Annotated in this window: 16 protein-coding genes and 1 pseudogene; 2 read left to right on the top strand and 15 right to left on the bottom strand. The window is 42.9% G+C overall.

Features of this window, described 5'->3' with window-relative positions; translation table 11 throughout:
• Positions 1-13: 13 nt before the first annotated feature.
• The 3 genes from ASN18_RS03870 to dsrA form a co-directional block, all read right to left on the bottom strand.
• Positions 14-229: a hypothetical protein gene (locus tag ASN18_RS03870; RefSeq protein ID WP_085051296.1), complete on the bottom strand. Its 216-nt coding sequence runs from the start codon at positions 227-229 to the stop codon at positions 14-16.
• Between the two features lie 92 nt (positions 230-321).
• On the bottom strand, positions 322-1,398 hold the full coding sequence (gene dsrB / locus ASN18_RS03865) for a dissimilatory-type sulfite reductase subunit beta (protein ID WP_085051295.1): 1,077 nt from the start codon (positions 1,396-1,398) through the stop codon (positions 322-324).
• Positions 1,399-1,447: 49 nt separating this feature from the next.
• Entirely contained in the window at positions 1,448-2,629 is a 1,182-nt protein-coding gene (gene dsrA, locus ASN18_RS03860; protein WP_085051294.1) for a dissimilatory-type sulfite reductase subunit alpha, read from the bottom strand.
• Positions 2,630-2,868: 239 nt separating this feature from the next.
• On the opposite strand from dsrA, the gene ASN18_RS03855 reads away from it, so the two are divergent.
• Together ASN18_RS03855 and ASN18_RS03850 are read left to right on the top strand one after the other, a co-directional pair.
• Positions 2,869-4,797: a GGDEF domain-containing protein gene (locus ASN18_RS03855; protein ID WP_085051293.1), complete on the top strand. Its 1,929-nt coding sequence runs from the start codon at positions 2,869-2,871 to the stop codon at positions 4,795-4,797.
• A 252-nt stretch (positions 4,798-5,049) separates the two neighbouring features.
• Entirely contained in the window at positions 5,050-6,972 is a 1,923-nt protein-coding gene (locus ASN18_RS03850) for a hypothetical protein (RefSeq protein WP_085051292.1), read from the top strand.
• Positions 6,973-7,084: 112 nt separating this feature from the next.
• On the opposite strand, the gene ASN18_RS03845 is transcribed toward ASN18_RS03850, so the two are convergent.
• The 12 genes and pseudogenes from ASN18_RS03845 to ASN18_RS03790 form a co-directional block, all read right to left on the bottom strand.
• Positions 7,085-10,177 carry a type I restriction endonuclease subunit R gene (locus ASN18_RS03845; protein ID WP_085051304.1) on the bottom strand — a complete coding sequence of 1,031 codons (3,093 nt, stop codon included), beginning with the start codon at positions 10,175-10,177 and terminating at the stop codon, positions 7,085-7,087.
• A 284-nt stretch (positions 10,178-10,461) separates the two neighbouring features.
• Positions 10,462-11,682, bottom strand: a complete 1,221-nt coding sequence (locus ASN18_RS03840) for a restriction endonuclease subunit S (RefSeq protein ID WP_085051291.1) — start codon at positions 11,680-11,682, stop codon at positions 10,462-10,464.
• A 4-nt stretch (positions 11,683-11,686) separates the two neighbouring features.
• A complete protein-coding gene (locus tag ASN18_RS03835; RefSeq protein WP_085051290.1) occupies positions 11,687-12,247 on the bottom strand; it encodes an AbiV family abortive infection protein in 561 nt (186 codons plus the stop codon).
• A gap of 1 nt (position 12,248) precedes the next feature.
• Positions 12,249-13,802 carry a class I SAM-dependent DNA methyltransferase gene (locus ASN18_RS03830; RefSeq protein ID WP_085051289.1) on the bottom strand — a complete coding sequence of 518 codons (1,554 nt, stop codon included), beginning with the start codon at positions 13,800-13,802 and terminating at the stop codon, positions 12,249-12,251.
• A 197-nt stretch (positions 13,803-13,999) separates the two neighbouring features.
• Positions 14,000-14,515: a Uma2 family endonuclease gene (locus tag ASN18_RS03825; protein WP_085051288.1), complete on the bottom strand. Its 516-nt coding sequence runs from the start codon at positions 14,513-14,515 to the stop codon at positions 14,000-14,002.
• Positions 14,516-14,572: 57 nt separating this feature from the next.
• Entirely contained in the window at positions 14,573-15,280 is a 708-nt protein-coding gene (locus ASN18_RS03820; RefSeq protein WP_085051287.1) for a hypothetical protein, read from the bottom strand.
• A gap of 42 nt (positions 15,281-15,322) precedes the next feature.
• On the bottom strand, positions 15,323-17,392 hold the full coding sequence (gene pheT, locus ASN18_RS03815) for a phenylalanine--tRNA ligase subunit beta (protein WP_085051286.1): 2,070 nt from the start codon (positions 17,390-17,392) through the stop codon (positions 15,323-15,325).
• A 1-nt stretch (position 17,393) separates the two neighbouring features.
• The gene (gene pheS, locus ASN18_RS03810) at positions 17,394-18,425 is read right to left on the bottom strand and encodes a phenylalanine--tRNA ligase subunit alpha (RefSeq protein ID WP_157072816.1); all 1,032 of its coding nucleotides are present in this window, start codon (positions 18,423-18,425) and stop codon (positions 17,394-17,396) included.
• Positions 18,422-18,778 (bottom strand): 50S ribosomal protein L20, encoded by a 357-nt coding sequence (rplT, locus tag ASN18_RS03805; protein WP_085051284.1) that lies wholly within the window; start codon positions 18,776-18,778, stop codon positions 18,422-18,424. The genes pheS and rplT overlap by 4 nt, the downstream gene beginning before the upstream one ends.
• Positions 18,779-18,856: 78 nt before the next feature.
• Entirely contained in the window at positions 18,857-19,054 is a 198-nt protein-coding gene (rpmI, locus tag ASN18_RS03800; protein ID WP_085051283.1) for a 50S ribosomal protein L35, read from the bottom strand.
• A gap of 195 nt (positions 19,055-19,249) precedes the next feature.
• Positions 19,250-21,139, bottom strand: a complete 1,890-nt coding sequence (htpG, locus tag ASN18_RS03795) for a molecular chaperone HtpG (protein ID WP_085051282.1) — start codon at positions 21,137-21,139, stop codon at positions 19,250-19,252.
• 108 nt (positions 21,140-21,247) lie between these two features.
• Positions 21,248-21,725 (bottom strand): annotated as a pseudogene (locus ASN18_RS03790) (hypothetical protein); the annotation flags it as partial.

Below are 21,725 nucleotides of genomic sequence, written 5' to 3'. Positions count from 1 at the left end.
TTTTTGGGCTGCCTTATTTAGGAGGAATTTCTATAAAGCTTCCACCAAAATAGGTAAATATCAACGTTCCGGCGTCAACCAGGTCTCTAAGGGCAGCCTTCACTTCGTCTTTCTCTATGCCTTGGTCGGCAGAGACTTTCTTTAAGATGTCTGACTGCTTCAGTTTCTTTTTGCCGGTTGATGCCTCGACTAACTCGTATATTATCTTTTTTACTTCTTCTTTTTCCATTTTGCACCCCTATCAAGATTTGTTAGGCCAAGATTTGTCTGGCAAAAGTAAAAATAGGGGAGATGTTATATCTCCCCCATCTCACAATATTTCTACGTCCACTTAAATGCCGCTGACATTCTGAATGTCTCACGGGCAAACGTAAAGTCGTCTATGTGCTGAATCTTGAACTCAAATCCGGTCTCTCTGAAGAAACCTTCCCAGCCGATTCTATCAATCCACTCACCGACTCTTTCATGCTTCTTCGCGCCAGCGATATAGGCGTTGAGTATCTTCTTTACAGCGTCGGTAACTTCCGGCCATCTCGGTGGGTTGTTGGGAATCCAGGGCACTACGAGTTTCGAGAATGTCGGGTCTTTTCTAAGGTTTGATACCTTGCCGCCAACCACGATTGCAATACCGTCGTTCTTAGCGTCTGATATAGGCATCGCAGGACATACCGAGTAACAGTTACCGCAGTACATGCACTTTTCAAGCTTTATCTTAACGCTCTTTTTTGCCGGGTCAGGGCTTATTGCGCTTGTCGGACATGACGCGATAGTAGATGGAACCTCGCAGAAGTTCTTCACATTACTGTCGTCTATTCTTGGCGGGGTCTTGTGAACACCAACAAGGGCTATGTCTGAGCAGTGAACCGCTCCACACATATTAACGCAGCATGCTACTGCGATTCTTACCTTGTTTTGCAGCTCTTTTTCTGTAAAGTATTCGCTTACATCGTCCATTATCGCCTTGACCAGACCAGAGGCGTCTGTTGCCGCTGAGTGACAGTGAATCCAGCCCTGTGTGTGAACAATATTGCTGATTCTCGGGCCAATCCCGCCTATCATGTAGTTTTTCGACTTCAGCTCTGCTACCAGAGGGGCAACCTTGCTTTCATCGTCAACCATAAACTCGACGTTGTGCCTTGTTGTAAAGCGTAAGTGTCCGCCGCAGTGTTTCTCTGCGATTGCACAATACTCCCTTATTGTATCGGTAGACAATAGTCTGGGGGTTGCTGCCCTTACTGTAAAGACTTTATCCCCTGATTCTGCTACATGAACCATCACCCCTGCGTTCATCACTTCGTGATAGAGCCATTTGCCATAATTCTTGGCAATAACTGGGGGTAAAAACTTACTATAATGCGGTGGACCTATATCGGTCTGTCTCTGTGGTAAATCTGACATTATGAATTCCTCCTTCGTTTAGTAATGTTTCTGTTTTATCTTAAAAAAATTATCTTTCGATGTCCTCTTCAGCCCAGAAGAAGAATGGGTCTCTGCGCGGTTCCTTTACCATTGCAGGATGTGGGTCCAGACCAACATCTTTTAAGAATCTGGTAAACGTCAATCTTTCCATCAGTTCGCCGATTCTCTCGCGGTTCTTACCATTTTCATCCCACCATTCCCAAATCTTGTCAACCAGATCGTAGAACTCATCATATGGTGGTTCCATCTTGATAAACGGCACTATTACCCATGACATCAATGCGCCGGTTACGATAGGGGCCTTGCTGCCTAACAGTAACGTTGCGCCTTTTTCTGTGCCAGGCCTTAAGGCCTTGGTCATCTTTGCTATGCAGTGCATACATCTGTTACAGTTGGAATTGTCTATCTTCATCGTCTTGCCGTCAAACTGCATACAACCGGTCGGGCACATGTCGATTATTTCGGCCTTTATGTCCATCGTTTTGGCGTAGTTTGCCACTTCGTCCTGATTAATTCTGATGTCGCCCTTCCATGTGCCGATTATGGACATATCAGCCCTGGCTATGGAGGCAATACAGTCAACCGGGCAGCCGGCTACCTTAAATTTGAATTTATACGGGAACGCCGGTCTGTGCATCTCGTCCTGGTAGTGCTGGGTTATATCATTGGTTATTGCCATAGCGTCTATGTTTGCCCATTCACATCTGGACATTCCAAGACAACCGCTTGGCGTTCTCATTGCCGAACCAGAACCGCCGAGGTCCCATCCCCTCGATGATACTTCTGCGAAAAACGGCTCTAAGTTCTCAGTCCTTGCCCCTAAAAATACCATGTCACCAGTTGAGCCGTGCATATTGGTCAGACCGCTTCCATACTTGTCCCATAAATCACACATTTCTTTAAGCGCTGATGATGTGTAATAAAACCCCGATGGGCTGTTTACTCTGACTGTGTGGAAATGTGCTACACCGGGAAATTTGTCCGGTATATCTGAATACCTTCCAATAACTCCACCGCCGTATCCCCTTACACCGACGATACCGCCGTGCTTCCAGTGAGTCACTCTCTCCTTAAAACATAACTCCGTATGGCCGAGCAGGTCGCCTGACATGTCTGAGTGTTTTGCCGCAAGCTTAATCTCTTTTACAAAGCTAGGAAACGGACCCTTCTCCAGCTCGTCCAACAATGGTGTATCATACTTCTTACTCATAGACTTACCTCCTTTAAGATTTTATATGAGAGATTCAAATATTAAAACCCCTTTCTTCAAAGTACACAAAGGATATTAAATATACCCCAGACGCGTCAAATAAAAAAATGTTATCAACTGATAAAATATTTTTATCAGCACCTCTTTAGTCTGGCAAATCCTATTGCTTTCGGCTAATAATAGCTTATCCGAAATTTTTCTAATTGACACAGGCAGGAAAATACTTTATCGTAACAGTTATGGCAGCAAATGGGAAACGACTGATTGACAGGCTTTCTGGACTTGTTGATTTATTTGTAGACATCATCGCATTCAGGAACTTAGAGGTAAGATGGAGGATATTACTGTTTTACTTCGCCACGCTCCTGTGGTTTGTTGTCTTTGCGGCAATAGGGATATCTAATCTGATATCATTCAGTTATAACATTGCCAATATCGAAAAAATTGCCAGACAGGACAAGGCCGGTCAGATAATCACCAGAAAAATTCGCGGCATAAACATCTCAGCCCGCGACATAGCCCTCTTCAACGACCCCCATATATTGCAACTGCAAATAGAAAAGGGTCGTAACAGGCTTGAAGAGGTTCATGGAATTCTAAAGGCATTGGCCGATGGCGGTCACGTAAGGGACTCTTCAAACGATGTTAAATATGTCTTTGACCAAATACAACTTGTGGGGGTATCTGAAGACAGGGTATTTTTCGTCTCAGAAATAAAGAAGAAAGCCCTGTCATTAGGCGAGCAGTTTGAACATTTGGTAACATTGAAATCTGAAGAGTCAAAAGGCGAAGCTGACAGAGACATGATTCTCAAAAAAGTACAGTCCATAGACAAGGAAATCACTGATATGATAGTCGTACTTGGTGATTTTTCACTGGCGAATTCAAGACTGATACAGTCGAAAAAGGATGATTTTACGTACAGAATAATAAAGTTTTCTGTTGCTGCAATATTAGTTTCCCTGCTTACGGCGTGGTTTTTGTTATCAGTTTACCTGTTAAAGCTCTACCGCTCGATAATGGACCCTATAAAGATGATTATCTCCTACATACGTCAAATCTCGGCAGGCGGGTTTACAATATCATCAGAACTCTCACATGTCGGTGAAAAAGGAGAGATTGGGGAACTCTTCAGGCAGTTTAAGTCATTTACCGACTGGTTTATCAACATCAACTCATTCAAACAAATCATCGAGGAAGACTCCAAAGTCGATGACGTATTCTTCAGACTTGCAGTTGTCCTTGAACATAAAATTGATATAACCAATTTCACCATTTACGGCGTTCAGGATAAAAACTCATTGGCAGTGATTCACAAAATACCACAGAACACCCCCATCTTATGTAACAAAGAGATACTGTCAAACCGTAGTCAGTGCAGGGCGCTAAAGACAGGCCACAATATCTCCTCTGACGAGTATGCTGACATCTGCAGGCAGTTTTTATGTCCCAATGACAAAGGATATTTCTGCGTCCCTATGCTTATACACGGCAGATCGATGGCAGTTGTTCAGCTTGTCTTTGACAAGGGCAGCGGCCATGATGTGAAAATGGTTGCAACAAAAATCTCCACTGCCCTGCATTATATCGCGGCGTCACTGTCTGCAATAGGGGCAAAGAAGCTGCAAAACGAACTCAAGGAGCTCTCCACCACAGATGCCCTCACAGGGCTTAACAACAGAAGATATTTAGAGCAGTATGTTGAGATCATCGTCTCCGGTGTGTTAAGGAGAAAAACTACCATTGCCATTTTAATGTGCGATATCGATTTCTTTAAGCAGGTAAACGACACATATGGACACGACGCCGGAGACACCGTGTTGAAAACCATATCTGAAGTCTTAAGGGGCGGCATAAGAAACTCGGACATCATTGTCAGATACGGCGGTGAGGAGTTTCTTATGATACTCCACGATGTCGAAGGCTCAATAGAAACAATGGCTGAGAACATAAGAAAAAAGATTGAAGGCACTCAAATACCAATAGGCCAGACAACCCTGAAAAAGACAATCAGCATAGGAATCAGCGAGTTCCCGACAGACTCCGGCAATTTCTTCGAGGCGGTCAAATATGCTGACATAGCCCTCTACCAGGCCAAACAAACAGGCAGAAACAAGCTCGTAAGATTCACGCCCGACATGCTCCCCGACATGCTCAAAGAAGCCTGAGACGGCACTCCTTATCCGCAGCACAGCGTATGCTGTTTAATCTGGGTGAAAAATCTCAATGGGGGCATTGATGTGGGGTTTATTTGTGTTGACTTGTTATACAGTGTTAATGTATAATACATACATGAGGCATTGAAAAAGATACGTGAGGCTGATGAAAAATAAGCCTCCTGCAGAGAGTATATTTCTGCTGAATAGAGAATTGTAAATGTTATAATAGAATTGTGACGCTTTTAGGGGAGGGGTAGTAATATGGGATTTCTTGACTTTTTGTATTTGCACAAGGAAGAACAACCTAAAGAAGCCATAATAAAGACTGCGCAACCCATTCAGATGCTCTATGACATAAACAAAAGGGGAAGCATCAGATACTTACTCAAACCCATCTCACAGGGCAAGGTTGGAAACCTCGTCAATATAAGCAGAACCGGGTGCAGGATAAAAAAGGCTATAGTTGAGCAAATCGACTATGTGAATATCAGGATTCACCTTGGAATCATGACGCTCAATGCACAGATAGTCTGGCAGGACGAGGATTTTTTAGGTATTGAGTTTATCAGTGGATTTGGTGATGCCGGTTTTATCTCAAGACATATGATGCGAATCAAGGAGGGCAATTTTCATCCATTAAAAAGCATATGTATAGAAACTATAATGGGATTCATGTCAAAAGACCCATTCAGCCTCATGCTGAATCTAATGGCAGAGATTGAATCACCGCACACTAATATAAACAGATTAAAATCCTTAATTATAAAACTCCCGAACCTTGCACCAGAGATAGTAACAAAGGCCGGCATAATGAAAACAGAGGATGAACTCGAACTACGGGATGTTGATCAGGCTGTTAAACGTCTTGGCATGGATGCAGTTAAAAAAGATGTATTGGGATATATAATGGCAAACAGAGAGGCATTAGAGTCGGCACATCCGAAAAACAGTCTCTATGAATCAATGAAGGTAGTGAAAAAGGTATTTTTCGATATTCTTGCGCCATTTTTTGGATATAAATGCAACACCGGGCTTGTAGATAACCTTGCCTCTGTCGAGTATGAGGGGATTGATCTGATATTAGAAAAAAACGAAGACAATCCACAGATAAAGGAGTTCTATACCTCCCCAAAGAAAATATACTCTGAGATGACAAGGTTTTGTGAAAGACTTGATTTCGGCAGAGACTTGCTAAATATTAACAGAATAAATTTAAAATCGAGAAAGACACTTTCAGAACTCTTTGATGGATATATACTTGCCCACATGATGTTAAACCCGATATATACGACAGATTCCTATGTCGAGGTGAATGTAAATAAACTTAATCTGAGTTTTGCATACATAACTTTTTTAACATTCATCTCTGTACAGGCAATTATAGAAAAAGACCCTGCAAGCATTGCAGTTTTTATGGACAGGCTTCACATAACAGGTATGGACTCAAGCCATATCAGCTCATTTGTGTCAAATTATATCTCTGAGGTAAACAGAACAATGGTGGATTTAGGGCGAAGCTCTAATTTAAAACCTCCTCCTTCGGGGAAAGGATTTAAATTTGCCGATTATATTGCCTTAAAAGATATACCTCAATATGGCAGGTTTATTAAGCCATTCAAGGAATTAGATTCAGTAAGAAGACTGGTTATTGCCTATGAAGACGAGGCGTATGCACACTTCATATTAGGTAAAATACTCTTAGCCGAAGATATGGGGCTTAACACAAAGACGTATTGTGTAATACCTTGTGAGAATCTCTCAACAAATGAAATACAAATTGACGCGTTTTCGTATTTCAGCATTGTTATCCTGAAAAACATTGATCAACTAAAAAAATTCCATCTGAAAACGTTCGTCAAACTATGGAATAATTTTGATGGTATAATAATTTTAACCTTTAACAAATACAGTGTGTTCGATTTTAATCACAGGGATTTATACGTGTTGATAAAAGACAAAATTATCGACTTTCCATCATATTATGATGATGAGAAGATATACAATAAAATGATTGACCACACAGCGGCATATATAGGTCCATATACCGGTGGAGCGCTGAATGTCTCAAAATATAAGACAGGGATATACTCTATGAATACAATCAGGTCATGCGAGTTATTAAACACAGATCCTGAGGCCCACATTGCCGCTGAAGAAGATGATGAAAACCCTTTTGTTGAATAAAATATCCTGAGAGACCCTGTTGTCGTTTTCCTTTGCAGCCAAGTGGTGATTTGCCTTCACGACCACTGCCCCAATTAATACTACACGTCCGCAATGCTCCCCTTAAACTCGTCTATTCTCCTGTCCAATCCTTACATAAAACCTCAGCCTGTTCGATAACTGTCTTAGTAGCGCTTTCCTGTTTGTCAGGCGGATACTTATACTTATTAAGCAGTTTCTTCACATATACGCGAAGTTTTGCCCTGACCTGTTCCTTTAGTGTCCAGTCAATTGCCGTGTTCTTACGCAGCATTGCCACGAGTTCTTTAGCAATCTTTTTCAAGGTCTCATCGCCAAGCTCCATAACAGCGCTGTCATTAGCGCTGAGTGCATCATAAAACGCCAGCTCATCATCTGTCAGGTTAAGATTTGCTCCGCGATTCTTTTCCTCTCTGATTTTCCTTGCCAGTTCCACTAACTCGGCAATCACTTGAGCCGTTTCTATCGTCTGATTTTGGTATTTCCTGATAGTCTCTTCCAGCATCTTGGAAAATGACCGCGACTTAACCAAAAACTTCTTTTCCATAGTTCGGATTTCGTCATTCAACAGCCGTTTCAAGACTTCCAGCGCAACATTCTTACGTTCCAATCCCTGTACTTCTTGCAGAAACTCATCGGACAGAACCGCAATATTTGGATTCCTGAGTCCGGCTGCATCGAATATGTTGATCACCTTATCCGATGTAACAGCATTAGAAACGATTTGCTTGATCGCTTGATCGTAATCTTCCATTGTCGGCCCGCCAAGTCCGCCAGTCTGTTCAAACTTGGTAATGAACGCGCGGACAGTTTGGAAAAAAGCCACATCGTCACGAATTCTCAGCGCCTCTTCGCTTGGCACAGATAGCGCAAAAGCCTGAGATAGTTCGGAAACAGACTGCAAATAGCGCTTTTTGCCATTTTCCGATTCCAAAATATGATCCATAGCTTTTCCTGCAATCTCTGCTTTGTCTTTGGTCTTGTCAGTAAAGAAGCCGGAATAATCAAAGCCATGATACATCGCCCTAACCAATTCGTATTTTTCCAGCATAATGTTGACAGCTTCTTCCTGTTTAACAGTCGGTGTTTCTTTACCCTCTTGGGTATAATATGCAAGGGCCTCTTTAAGAGACGGGGCAATGCCAAGATAGTCAACGATTAGCCCGCCTGGCTTATCCTTATAGACCCGATTTACACGTGCGATAGCCTGCATCAGTCCATGCCCGCGCATTGGCTTGTCGATATACATTGTGTGCAGCGATGGCACGTCAAAACCTGTCAGCCACATATCGCGCACAATAACTAATTTAAGTTCGTCTTTCGGATTCTTTATTCGATCAGCCAATAAATCGCGTTCCTCTTTGGTGTGAATGTGCCGCTGATAATTCGCCGGATCGCTGGCCGCGCCGGTCATAACAACTTTAAGGAAACCTTTTCTGATATCGTCGTTGTGCCACTGTGGACGCAGTTTAATAATCTCGTCGTAGAGTTCAACCGCGATTCTGCGGCTCATAGATACAAACATACCCTTGCCGTCCATCACACTCAAGCGCGCTTCAAAGTGCTCCACCACATCTTTGGCAATCAAGGCTATTCGTTTATCCGAGCCAATCATTGCTTCCAGTCGCGCCCATTTACTCTTGAGCTTTTCCTTCTTTTCTATTTCTTCGCCTTCGGTCAATTCCTCAAATTCAGCGTCAATCTTTGGAGTCACTTCTTTTAACAGTTCAATCTTTGCCAGGCGCGCCTCGTAATAAATAGGCACGGTCGCCTTATCCTCAACAGCCCGCATGATGTCATAGACATCAATGTATTCCCCAAACACGGCTCTGGTATTTTTATCTGTAAGTTCAATCGGCGTGCCAGTAAAACCAATAAAGGTTGCCTTCGGTAATGCGTCGTGCATATGACGGGCAAAGCCGTCTATAAAGTCATACTGGCTGCGGTGAGCCTCATCAGCAATCACAACTATATTTCGTCTGTCTGACAACATCGGGTACTTGTCGCCCTTATTCTCCGGCAAAAACTTTTGAATTGTTGTAAATATAACACCGCCGGACGCAACTGACAGTAATTTTTTAAGATCAGCCCTGTCCTGCGCCTGTTTGGGTATCTGCCGGATTATGTCGCTGCAATTGGAAAATACGCCGAATAACTGGCCGTCTAAATCATTGCGGTCGGTAAGCAAAACCACGGTTGGATTGTCCAAGACCTGAATAATCTTACCCGCATAAAAAACCATCGACAAAGATTTGCCGGAGCCTTGTGTATGCCAGACAACACCGGCGCGGCGATCCCCCTTAAGAGAAGCTGCTGTCCTTGTCTTTTCCACGGCATTATTAACCGCAAAATACTGGTGATAGGCCGCCAGCTTTTTGATGATTTTATTGATGTTAGAGTCCTTCTCACTCTCAAATACAATAAAATATCTGATGATGTCCAAGAGCTTTTCTTTTGTGAAGATGCCCTCAATCAGAGTTTTCAGGTCATTTGCTTTGGCAATTTTCTTGCCGTCAACGCTTTTCCAGCCAACAAAACGGTCAGTGTCGGACGAAATGGTTCCAGCTAAGGCGTTCTTGATGTGATCTATCAAAACGCAGATTTCATTGAAGGTAAACAAAGACGGAATCTCTGACTTATAGGTTTGAATCTGATTAAAAGCGCCTTTAATTGTGGCGTTGGCATCCGCTGGGTTCTTCAATTCAAAGACTGCTATCGGAAGGCCATTTAAAAAAATCACAATATCAGGCCGCCGATTGTGGTTATTTTCGATAACCGTATATTGATTAACCGCCAGCCAGTCGTTATTGTCTAATTTCCTGGAATCGAAAAGATAGACCTTATCACCCGCAATCGTTCCGTCCTTCCGGCGATATTCAACATCCACGCCCTCAACAAGCATCTTATGGAATGCTTGATTGGTAATCAAGAGATTAGGACTGGAGTATGCGACATTAACAACTTTCTTAATGGCTTCTTCCTTTGCATCACTTGGGATATTGGGGTTGATTAGGCTAATAGTGGAACGTAAGCGGTCAGCTAAAACCACATCCCTGTATGACTTACGCTCAGTGGCCTTGCCATCAGGCGCGAAGTCCGGGCCGAAAGCAATAGAATAGCCAAGCTCTTCAAGCCATTCAAGGGTTGCTTGTTCTAAGTCTGATTCTATGAATTTTGTGTGGGTCATATAGGATTTTTTATTATCTTTATCATACAATCAATTGATTGTTTTAGCTCATCGGGTGTGTAATTAGAGCCCTGCATCGTCTTATTTTCTGGATGGTGAACTTTATTTCTATTAAATATCTATAATGGAACATTCTTTTCTCCTTGAGTTTGGTCATTATTCTCACGATTCTGTTTTTAATTTTTGCCTGTTCCCTGAGTTCAAATAGTCAATCATATCCAAATTAGCCGTGCTTGGGAATAAGCGAAAATTCTTTATTAGTATTTTCTTAATAAACATATTGATTAAGATTTCACCCGTATCTTCCCGCTCATTAAACGAGGCAACAGGGAGTCTCTGATCTGGATTAGGGTTTGTGTCTGATTATAGTTAAATACAATTTGATCAAAAAATATTTTTGTGAACATATGAAATCTACTAATCATATTCTCCGATGGTATAACAACAGGATATTTTATCAGGCTATTAACTTGCACCCGTTGTCTTCCTGATGTGCCACTCATTGACTGAATTGCGTGCTCTCTAAAACTTTCTGTTCGTGCAATAAAATATATGAATTCAGAGAATTCTTTTTCACGTGGATGCATTACAATAAATTCAGTGGAGCCCCATCCAACTTCATTGTCAGACAAAAAATTAACGAAACCTGTTTTCCCGTTCTCTAAGCATGGGGTTATTCTTGCTAATAGGGTGTCCCCATTGGTGAATTTTGAACCAGACGTAAAATCTCGATAAATAAAACTCTTAATGCTTGCCCCCAAGTCTGGCAAATCCTTCATCTCAGCATAAGGTGCAGTTTGTGTTCTTTTTAATGAATAAGCAGGATTAAATGAACAAATATCACTCATCATCCCATGCCTCCACCCCTCCGGCAATTCATCTCCAATATCTATAAACCATTTCTTGAATAGCGCACTTGCTAAAATTTCAAGATTAGCGGTTATCTTACGATTAAGTTCAATCTTATCATCAAGAGAGGAAAGGATTTCAGCAATTTGTAGCTGCTCTTTCAGAGTAGGGATGGGAACATAAATATTTTTGAAAGTATCGCGAGTAATTGTGTCAAAAATAGCCCCATGTGACTTCTGTTTAAAATCATATACTGATTGCTTTAAAACATAATATAGATAATCATTAGATATGCCATTCTTAGCCTTTAATCCGTAACACGATTGATTAAAGGCCATTGGTACTTCAAGCTGAGCTAGCTCTCCTACTGTCCCACGGGCAGATATTACTAACATTCCTTTGTCTAAAATTTTCGCACTGCTATTCTCAAGACCAGCAAAAGTAATTTTTTTTTCAGTTTGATAAACATATCTGCTGTCGTCTCCAAAATCTACGACGGACAACCATGGAATATTGCCACCCCAATATTCATCCACAGTAGTTTTTGGTGTTCCTCCTCCAAAAATATCTATTATGAGATCAGCGGGCTTCACATCCCAATCGTCTGGAATAAGTCCGATTTCAGTTTCTTTAAATCGTGATAGATAATTGGCCATATTACTATTTCATAAATCCTTTTGTGCCTATTTGCTCGCCGAGTACTTCGGTAATGAAATGTATTTGAGACAAACCAACCTTTACTGCCTTGATCAGCTTTTCAGAATCATCTTTCGAGATAGAATCTGATGGTGATAACACAAATTCTCTATTAAAATCAACATCAACATATAAAGATTGCAATTTTTTATTAAAATCAAAATCATCAATTCTTATATTGTCCCATCGAGAATATGGGTACGAATTACCATCTCTTTGAATCCACTTCACTCTATCTATTTTCTTTTTATGGTTTTTATATACATCTTTAAATTCTTTTTCTTGAATAAAACCAGTATAAACATCAGCTGCTAATTGTGATTTAGATATTTCTTCAAGGGCTGCAAAAGCAATAAAATATGATCTTTGATATGCGCCATTAGTCAATAATATTTCTGATTCATTTAGTAGTTTTTTTGCCTCATTTAGTGATTTTACATACATCTCCAAATAACACTTTTTGGATGTTTTATCTCGCTCTGAGAGATGGTTCATCAATAAGGTTTTTATTATTCCGCCCGGCATATTATTCAATCTCAAACCCAATACCAGCGAGATTCTTTCTTATCCTTTCCTCCAGCTCCCTTGACTGCTTGAACTGAACGGAAAGCTCTTTTGTGATCCGGCTCATTTTCTCCTCAAATACTTCATCGTCTTCCTCAATATAATCACTGCCGACATATCTGCCTGGGGTAAGAACATATCCAGAGCTTTCAACCTCGCTAATCTTAGCCGCTTTACAGAAACCTTTTACATTTTCGTATTTGCCCTTAATCGTTCGCCATGCGTGATACACTCCAGATATTTTCTTAATATTTTCATCGGTTAGCTCGCGGTTCTTTCGGCTCACCATCGTTCCCATCTTGCGCGCATCTATGAAAAGTATCTCATCGTGACGATTCCTCAGCTTGTGGTCATAACGATCACGCGATACAAACCAAAGACAAGCTGGGATCTGCGTCGTATAGAATAGCTGACCCGGAAGGGCAATGATGCAGTCCACAAGTCCGGCCTCAATGAGCTTCTTTCTTATTTCGCCTTCGCCGGAAGTATTAGTTGAAAGCGAACCGTTAGCCAAGACAAATCCTGCTATGCCTGTTGGCGAGAGATGATAAATCATGTGCTGAATCCACGCGTAATTGGCATTGCCAGCCGGAGGTATGCCATATTTCCAGCGAATGTCATCTTTTAGTAACTGACCGTTCCAGTCGCTATCGTTAAATGGAGGATTTGCCAAAATAAAATCAGCCTTCAAATCTTTGTGTAAATCGCTGTGAAAAGTATCTGCGTTCTTTTCTCCAAGATTGGCTTCAATCCCTCGTATAGCCAGATTCATTTTTGCTAAACGCCAAGTCGTCGGGTTTGATTCCTGACCATAAATTGCCAGGTCGTGAGTATGCCCACCGTGAGATTCTATGAACTTTTCACTTTGCACAAACATTCCTCCAGAACCGCAGCACGGATCATAAACACGACCTTTGTATGGCTCAATCATTTCTGTAAGCAGCTTGACCACGCATTGAGGAGTATAAAATTGCCCGCCACCCTTGCCCTCGGCTGAGGCAAAACGGCCAAGAAAGTATTCATACACCCGGCCAAGCACATCTTTAGTTCGGCTTTCTTTATCGCCAAGACCGATTGTGCTGATAAGGTCGATAAGTTCTCCCAGCCTGATTTTATCAAGATCGGGTCGGGCATAGTTTTTCGCTAATACTCCTTTCAGGCTTGGGTTGTCTTTCTCTATGGCAATCATAGCATCGTCAATCATTTTGCCGATTTCCGATTTTTTAGCGTTGGCTTTCAGATAATCCCACCGCGCTTCTTGCGGAACCCAAAATACGCCTTCTGCCAGATATGCGTCTCTGTCTTCCTCTTGACCGTCATAATATTCAGGGTCGGACTTGATTTTGTCATATACCTCTGCGAAAGAGTCTGATATGTATTTCAGGAAAATAAGACCAAGTACAACATGCTTATACTCTGCCGAATCCATGTTGTTGCGCATCTTGTCGGCGGCTGACCAGAGTGTTTCCTCAAATCCGACATTTGCTCCGTTTGTTTTTTTAGTTTGTTTTGCCATTTATCTATTGTATATTAAGACAATATCTGTTTACAAGACATGAGTTTATAAGTAATCTAAAAAAATAGTAATAACTGTTATTTATGAGCATGTTTTTACTGGATTCAAATTAAGGTGTTTCATTTAACAGCTTGGATATTGATATGGGACAACGGAACAGATTGGGGGGCAGATTTGGACGGTGTTTTTGCAAATGTTTACCAAGCCTGATCGAATATGTCCTTAATGTTAACTTGCAGCCCTTCTATGACCTTAGACCTAACCATGCCTTCAATCTCAGCAGTACAGTATTTCTTATACCTATCATTTTCTATAATTAAAACCTCAACCGTTTGCAGTTCAGGTATGACTACCCAATATTCAGGTACCCTGTATCTCTCATAGATAGCCTTTTTTACTTCGGTATCTTTTTCGTAACTACCCGGGGATATAATCTCACATACCATATCCGGCACACCTCTTATCCAATCCTGGAAGATTTCCTTGTTTTCTTTGCTGATGAACAATATATCTGGTTGAAGCCTGTTAATTCCTTCCTCAAAGATTACGTCAAGGGGTGAAAAAAATAATTTTCCCAAACTATGTTTCTTAACGTGCTGACGTAAAATATCATACAAGTTAGCTGCCACGTCTTGATGCCTGCCAAATGGACTAGGCCCCATAACTTCCTCGCCGTTAATGATTTCTGTTAAATCTAAATCGACAGTTTCCATGACAATATGTTACCACCACTCTTAAGGCTTTGTCTATTGCCTCACCAAAACACTGCCTCAATCAGTTGGGAAAACCCCTACTAAAAAATTATGAAACTCCTCAAAATAGCTGTACCACCTGGTTATAAATTTCTTTATTCGCTTGTTATCGGCTTCCTTTGCAGCCAAATGGTAATTTGCCTTGACAAGGACTATGGGGTTAAGCACCGGAAGTTCTTCCATCATGACATCACCCTGCCCACCTTCAGCGCGGTCTGTGCCGATTGTCGCTGGCGCTATCTCTGCCGTCTCAATTGATATATTGCAGAGGACTTCATTTACGGTATATGAAAACTTAACTCCTACATCCGGCCTTTGCCCATTAATGGCACTCCATGACCCATTTTTAATAAATGTGTTAGAGATAAAAAACGACGCGATTTCCTTGCTCGGAAACACATAATGCCCGACAAAGTTAATCCCCGATGCCATGTAACTAACATGTGGAAGCACATCCATATATTTTATCGCTATATACGGTATCGGCGAATCATATGGGATTCTCACCTTGTCCTCATCTATAAACTGAAGCCTCTCAAACTCGGCTACAACAGACAGTGACTCTTTATAAAAGACATGTGCGGCAGGTGTTGTACACAGCACGTCAAACGGTGTATAGCTCTGGTCCACTATGCCATTGATCCTCAGAAAGTCCGGGTTTAATATGGTTGGATTGTGTGCCTTTGCCAGCACTACTATAGAAAAACTGGTCAGGTCTATTTTCATATTAGTCTCATTTTCTGTTCATATTCTGTTAATCCCAGGCGCCTATGCCCTCAGTGAGCCGCCCGTTTTTGTTATTATATGGTTCACTATTTCAGCGTGAAGGGTGTCTATTTCACTCTCCAGCAGTGTCTGTGTCGCCGACCTGTAAACTATATGATAGGCTATGCTCTTCTTGCCTTCAGGGATATTCTTCCCCTTGTAGTGGTCGAAGATTTCTACTGATTCGATAAGATGTTCCGGGTCTGATAGCTCATTTTTTATAAGATTAACAATGTCACATGATTGACAAGTCTCATTCACAACTATTGCCAAATCCCTCTCAATCGAAGGGTACTTAAGAAACGGCTTATACCCTAACGACACTTTCTGAGGAGTGATTATCCTATCGAGATATATCTCTATTAGCCCTATCTCCGGCCTGCCAGCTTTAATGTCAAGCCTTGCCACAGTCTCAGAGGAGAGCAGTCCTAAAAATCCCGCACTATCACCGCCAATAAGTAAAACTGCCGATTGGCCGTTCTCTAAAAACCCTTCGTTCGATTGTCTCAATTCATAGTTTACACATCTCAGGCTCGACAAAATTGGCTCAAGCAGACCCTTTATACGGTAAAAATGTGCGGCTGGCTCAGTGTAAAGTTTTTTTTCTCCACTGGAGTATGACAGTACGGCAAGCTTCAGGCTCTCTTGTGGAAATCCCTTCCCTGTATCAAAAAACACCGTGCTTATCTCATAAATGCTAACCTCTTTGGCGCCAAAGGAAATATTATATTTCATATTTTTAAGCAGCGATGGCAGGAGAGACGTTCTTAGAATATTGTAATCCTTTTGCAAGGGGTTTTTTACGGTTACAGAGTTTCTTCTTTCGTCGCCCGCTGTGATGTCAAGCAGAGCGAAGTCCTCTTTCGTCGTAAAACTATAATTTATGGTCTCTGTAAACCCGGCGTATCTCAGAGCCTGTCTTAGTTCAGAGAGCTTGCTATGTTTATCGCTCACATTATTAATGGCAAGTGACACCTCGGGCATTACCGAAGGTATGTTGTTATAGCCGTAGATGCGTGCTATCTCTTCAATCAGGTCGGCCTCCAGCTCTATGTCACTTCTGAAAGACGGCGGGCTGACTATATCGTTACCGTCTTGTCTTTCTACCTTAAATTCAAGGCGGCTCAGGATTCCATCTATTTCATCTTCTGCTATTTGCACACCTAAGAAGCTCTGTACCCTCTTGTGGCTCAGGGGGATTTGCGGCGCACTGTATGGTGTTGGATAATTGTCAACAACCTCTGAGACGCGCCCCCCGCAGTGTGCCAATATTAAAGAAGCTGCCCGTAGCGCTGCATTTTTAACCCCATTGATGTCTGTCTGCCTTTCGAATCTGAACGATGACTCTGAGCGCAGCGCTGTTTGTTTTGATGTTATGCGTATTGACGCAGGGTCAAACCACGCGCTCTCTAACAGTATGTCCGTTGTGGCTGCAGTAACGGCTGTGCCTTCACCGCCCATTACACCGGCCAGGGCCACTGGCCCTTCAGCGTCACATATCAGCAATGTACCTGCCGGTACTGTCCTTTGAACTGCGTCAAGTGTTGTTATAAGCTCTGGTCTCTCAGCTCTTCTGACAATAATCCTGTCTCCTTTTAGTTTCGACAGATCAAAGGCATGAAGTGGCTGACCATATTCCATGAGTACATAATTCGTTATGTCAACAATATTATTTATTGGTCTTATGCCCGAGGCCTGAAGCCTTTGTGCCATCCACTCAGGTGCTAGGGCTGTCTTTACTCCGTGTATTACAATGCCGCAGTACCTGTGGCAGAGATTTGTATCTAGTATTTCAACCTTGAATCGATTAGCGCCGACAGTGTTATAAAAATCTTTTATTTCTGGAAGTATTAATCTCTTTTTGAGTACGGCTGAGACATCACGTGCAACCCCTGTAACGCTAAGGCAGTCTGCCCTGTTTGGAGTGATGTTTAGCTCTAATATAACGTCGCCGTCTTCTTGTTTTTTATAGGATTCAACCTCAAGGCCGGACATCGTCAATAAATCGGCAACATCTTCAGGGGATGAGTTAAAGTCAATATATTCTTTGAGCCAATTATATGATATAAGCATATTAAAACTGCCGCAGAAATCTTAGGTCGCCTTCATAGTAGAGCCTTATGTCGTCGATGCCATATTTTAAAGATGCGATGCGCTCTATCCCCATGCCAAATGCAAACCCGCTGTATGTGTCCGTATCATAGCCGACATTTCTGAAGACCCGCGGGTCAACCATCCCCGCACCCATTATTTCTATCCAGCCCGTGCCTTTGCATACCCTGCAGCCGCTGCCCTTACAAAAATAGCAGCCCATGTCTACCTCTGCCGACGGCTCTGTAAATGGAAAAAAACTCGGGCGCAGGCGCACCGGCACCTCAGGGCCAAACACCTTCTTTAAAAACCCCTCAAGCAGCCCCTTTAAATTTGAAAACGATATGTTCCTGTCCACCACAAGCCCCTCAACCTGATGAAACATCGGCGAATGTGATATGTCTGAATCACAGCGGTAGACCTTCCCGGGGGCGATAAATCTAAGCGGTGGGCGGCGGTCTTGCATAACCCGAATCTGCACGGGCGAGGTATGAGTTCTCAGGACGAAGGAGTTGTCACCAGATTGCCCGTCGTCAGTGGTTTCAATATAAAATGTATCTTGCATATCGCGCGCCGGGTGGTTTCGGGGAATGTTTAATGCCTCGAAATTATAATAATCACTCTCAACCTCAGGGCCTTCTTCTATGGTGAATCCCATTGAGACAAATATATCTGTTATTTCTGCAAGCACGATAGTTACAGGGTGTCTGCCTCCTGGTTTTTTGTAGCAGCCCGGCAGCGTTATATCCAGGGGGGCGCTGGAGAGTTTTGCCTTTATTTCTTTTGAGATAAGCTGTTTTTCGTATTCTTTAAGTCTTTCTTCGATATATACCTTGTCGTCGTTTATCTGCTTTCCGAAGGCTGCCCTTTCGTGGGGGGCAAGGGCAGGGAGTTTCTTCAACTGTTCTGTTAGGATACCCTTTTTCCCTGTATATTTCGAGCGAAGCTCGCGCAAGGCGGCTGTTGTAGTCACCGCCTCAAGCTCTTTTGAGAAAGTCTCAAGCGTTGCCGTCACGCCGTCTGTTGTTTTACGCTTTCTGCCAATTGGTTAAACTGCGTGATATTGCTTACGGCCAACTCGGCAAGCGCCCTTCTGTCAAGAATAATACCCGCTGTTTTAAGGCCCTGCATGAAGCGGCTGTACGTAAGGCCAGCGGCACGGGCTGCCGCATTAATCCTGATTATCCAGAGGCGTCTGAAGTCACGCTTTTTGTTCTTCCTGTCATCATATGCGTGCAGGAGGGCATGGTCTACCGCTTCTGAGGCAACTCTGAAGAGCTTACTCCTGCCGCCATAGTAGCCGCGCGCCTTTCTTAGTATCTTTTTCCTTCTTCTTCGTGTCTTGAATCCACCCTTTGCTCTAGGCATTGCTTTAAACCTCCAAAACCGGGCTGCCCGGCATATTTTTTTTACTTCACATTTTTTTACTTCACAACGTCAACATCTTTACACAAACGGGATAAGCCTTGATATGTTTCTTTGCTGAGTGGCGTCCACAGTGGTGGAGGTTCTCAGTCTGCGCGTCCTGTTCGATGGTTTACCGGTCATCATATGGCTCTTGTAGGCCCTGTTTCTTTTTATCTTACCGGTGCCGGTCTTTTTAAAGCGTTTCTCGGCTCCCCTGTGCGTCTTTAATTTTGGCATTACAATACCTCCTCTTTCTTATAAATCCACTTCGCTAAAGCTCAAGCTAAACAGCAATTATAAATTAATATTTCACTAATAGGCAAGCGATATATTTGCAAAACCACATGCCGCGTCAAATTTTGGCAAAAAATATACCGCTACACAGCGATACCACCGATACCACCGATACACCAGGGTTCAAGTAAGTTTGGCCTATGCCGAGCGCCTCAGAGACTCAAGCATCAGCTCCGTCAACTTCTTAGCAAACAGTGCCGGGTCTTTGGGTTTATTGCCGTCAAGCACCAGGGCCTGTTCATAGAGCAGGTCAAGGACAGCGTCTGCTGCGCTGGTGTCTTTTTCTATAACGCCACTTAGTGTCTCTATCAGCGGATGGTCTGGATTTATCTCCAGTATTCGTAAATTTTTTGGGACGTCTTTGCCCATTGACCGCAGCATCCGCTCCATCGCTGGGTCAATAGCCCCCTCGTCTGAGACCAGACAGCAGGGCGACTGCTTTAGTCTTCCTGAGAGGCGCACCTCTTTTACATCGTCTTTCAGGCGGTTTTTTATTTGCGAGAGCAGCTTTTCGTATTTATGGCCCTCTTCCTCTTTTTTCTTCTCATCTTGTTTATCAAGGTCGAAGCTGCCCTTAATTACTGACTTCAGGCGCTTGCCCTTGTACTCGAAATAGCCAAAGATGATGTCGTCTATCTCATCAAGCATAAATAGGACTTCATATCCCTTGTCGTTGAACTTCTCAAGGTGAGGTGATTGTGCTGCCTCTTCATATGATGCGCCGGTGATGTAGAATATCTCCTCCTGACCCTCTCTCATTGTATCTACGTATTCCTTGAGTGTAGTGTATGAGTCTTTGCCAGTTTTAGTGGAGCGGAACAGCAGCAAGTCGGCAATCGTCTCACGCCTCTGGAAATCGAAATGTACGCCCTCTTTGAGTACCTTGCCAAGTTCTAAGTAGAATTTCCTGTATTTTCCAATATCATTTTGCTTCATATCAGCAAGTGTGTCGAGGACTTTCTTTGTGATATTTTTATTAATCACGCTGACGTGAGGGTTGTTCTGAAGTATCTCTCTCGATACGTTTAACGGTAAGTCCGATGAGTCGACGACACCTTTGACAAACCGCAGATATTTCGGCACAAGCTCCTCGCAGTGGTCCATAATCTGAACCCTTTTTACATAGAGTACCGGGCCTATCTTAAACTGTTCATAAAAGATATCCATCGGCACCTGCGATGGTATATATATCAGTGCAGTGAACTCTGATGTGCCCTCGGCCTTAAAATGGATAACGCTGAGCGGGTCGGTAAAATCGCGTGATACGTGCTTGTAGAACTCGTTATACTGCTCAGGGGTTATCTCTGATTTATCCTTAAGCCAGATGGCCTTTTGGGAGTTGAGTGTCTCTTCTTTTATCAGCTTTACCTTAGTACCCTTGTCAAGGGCGCTGTCTTCTTCACGCTCTACGTCCATAACTATGGGGTATTCGATGTAATCAGAGTATTTCTTAACAATAGAGCTGATTTCCCAGTGTTCGAGGTATTTTTTTTCATCTTCTTTGATATGCAGGATTACGTCTGTTCCCCGTGTCTGCTTCTGCGCGTCATCTACCGTAAATGAGCCTTTAGCCTCGGATTCCCATTTAACGGCCGGTTCGCCCTTAACGCTTTTGGTTACGACTGTTACTTTGTCAGCAACCATGAAAGACGAATAAAACCCAACGCCGAATTGCCCGATAAGATTAATATCACCTTTTTCTTTGAGGGCACGCATAAAATCAAGCGTCCCTGAGTGGGCGATAGTGCCAAGCTCTGTGATTATTTGTTCTTTAGTCATACCGATACCGTTGTCGCTGATGGTAAGCGTACCGGCGTCTTTATCAGCAGTGATTTTAATCTTCCAGTCACCCATGTCCGTAAGGGCGTCGCTGTTGACAAGGGCCTCATATCTGGCCTTATCGATGGCGTCTGAGGCGTTTGAGAGTAGTTCTCTGAGGAAAATCTCCTTGTGAGAATACAAGGAGTGAATCATAAGATTGAGGAGCTGGTTTATCTCTGTTTTAAACTCAAGATTCTCAACAGGCATGTGTAATTAACCTCCTAATTATTATTCAAATATCAGGGTAGCCTAACCCATCAGCCATATAAAAATCAACGGTGTACAGCGCCTATACACTATGATAATGACAGATGGTTAAGGATGCCGAATTCCACAAAACACCTTCAGCTCATCCAGTGAACCAGCTTTTTTGATAAAATTTTTCATCTCCTCTAATTTATCTATATTATCAACAGCTCTAACGATACCCATCAGCTCAAGCCCGTCTGAACCATATTTAAGTTCAAGCATCCCTTCTATTCCCTCAAGCAGACCTTCCAGCTTGCCCAAAATTATCCCCTGCTCACGCCCCTGTTTGAATCTTATATCGCGTTCTAAGTCATATACCAGTGCCATTGCCTCTGCCTCCTTATAAATGTTTTCCTGCAAATTCCTCAGCTGCGACAGTACCTCTACCTGCCTTATGTACTTGCCGCGGAGTGTTTCCTCCGGTACCAACTCCCTTAACCGGTTAAGTATCTCACGTATGGTGAGTAGACCGGGGAATTGCACCCCCAGCCCCTCGCAGAACCGGACATGAACCTCTCCGCTCATCCGGCTCCCATTATTCAGC

This window comes from Candidatus Magnetominusculus xianensis, from assembly GCA_001541255.1.
GTDB lineage: Bacteria > Nitrospirota > Thermodesulfovibrionia > Thermodesulfovibrionales > Magnetobacteriaceae > Magnetominusculus > Magnetominusculus xianensis.
This window is presented reverse-complemented; position numbering and strand designations above follow the sequence as displayed.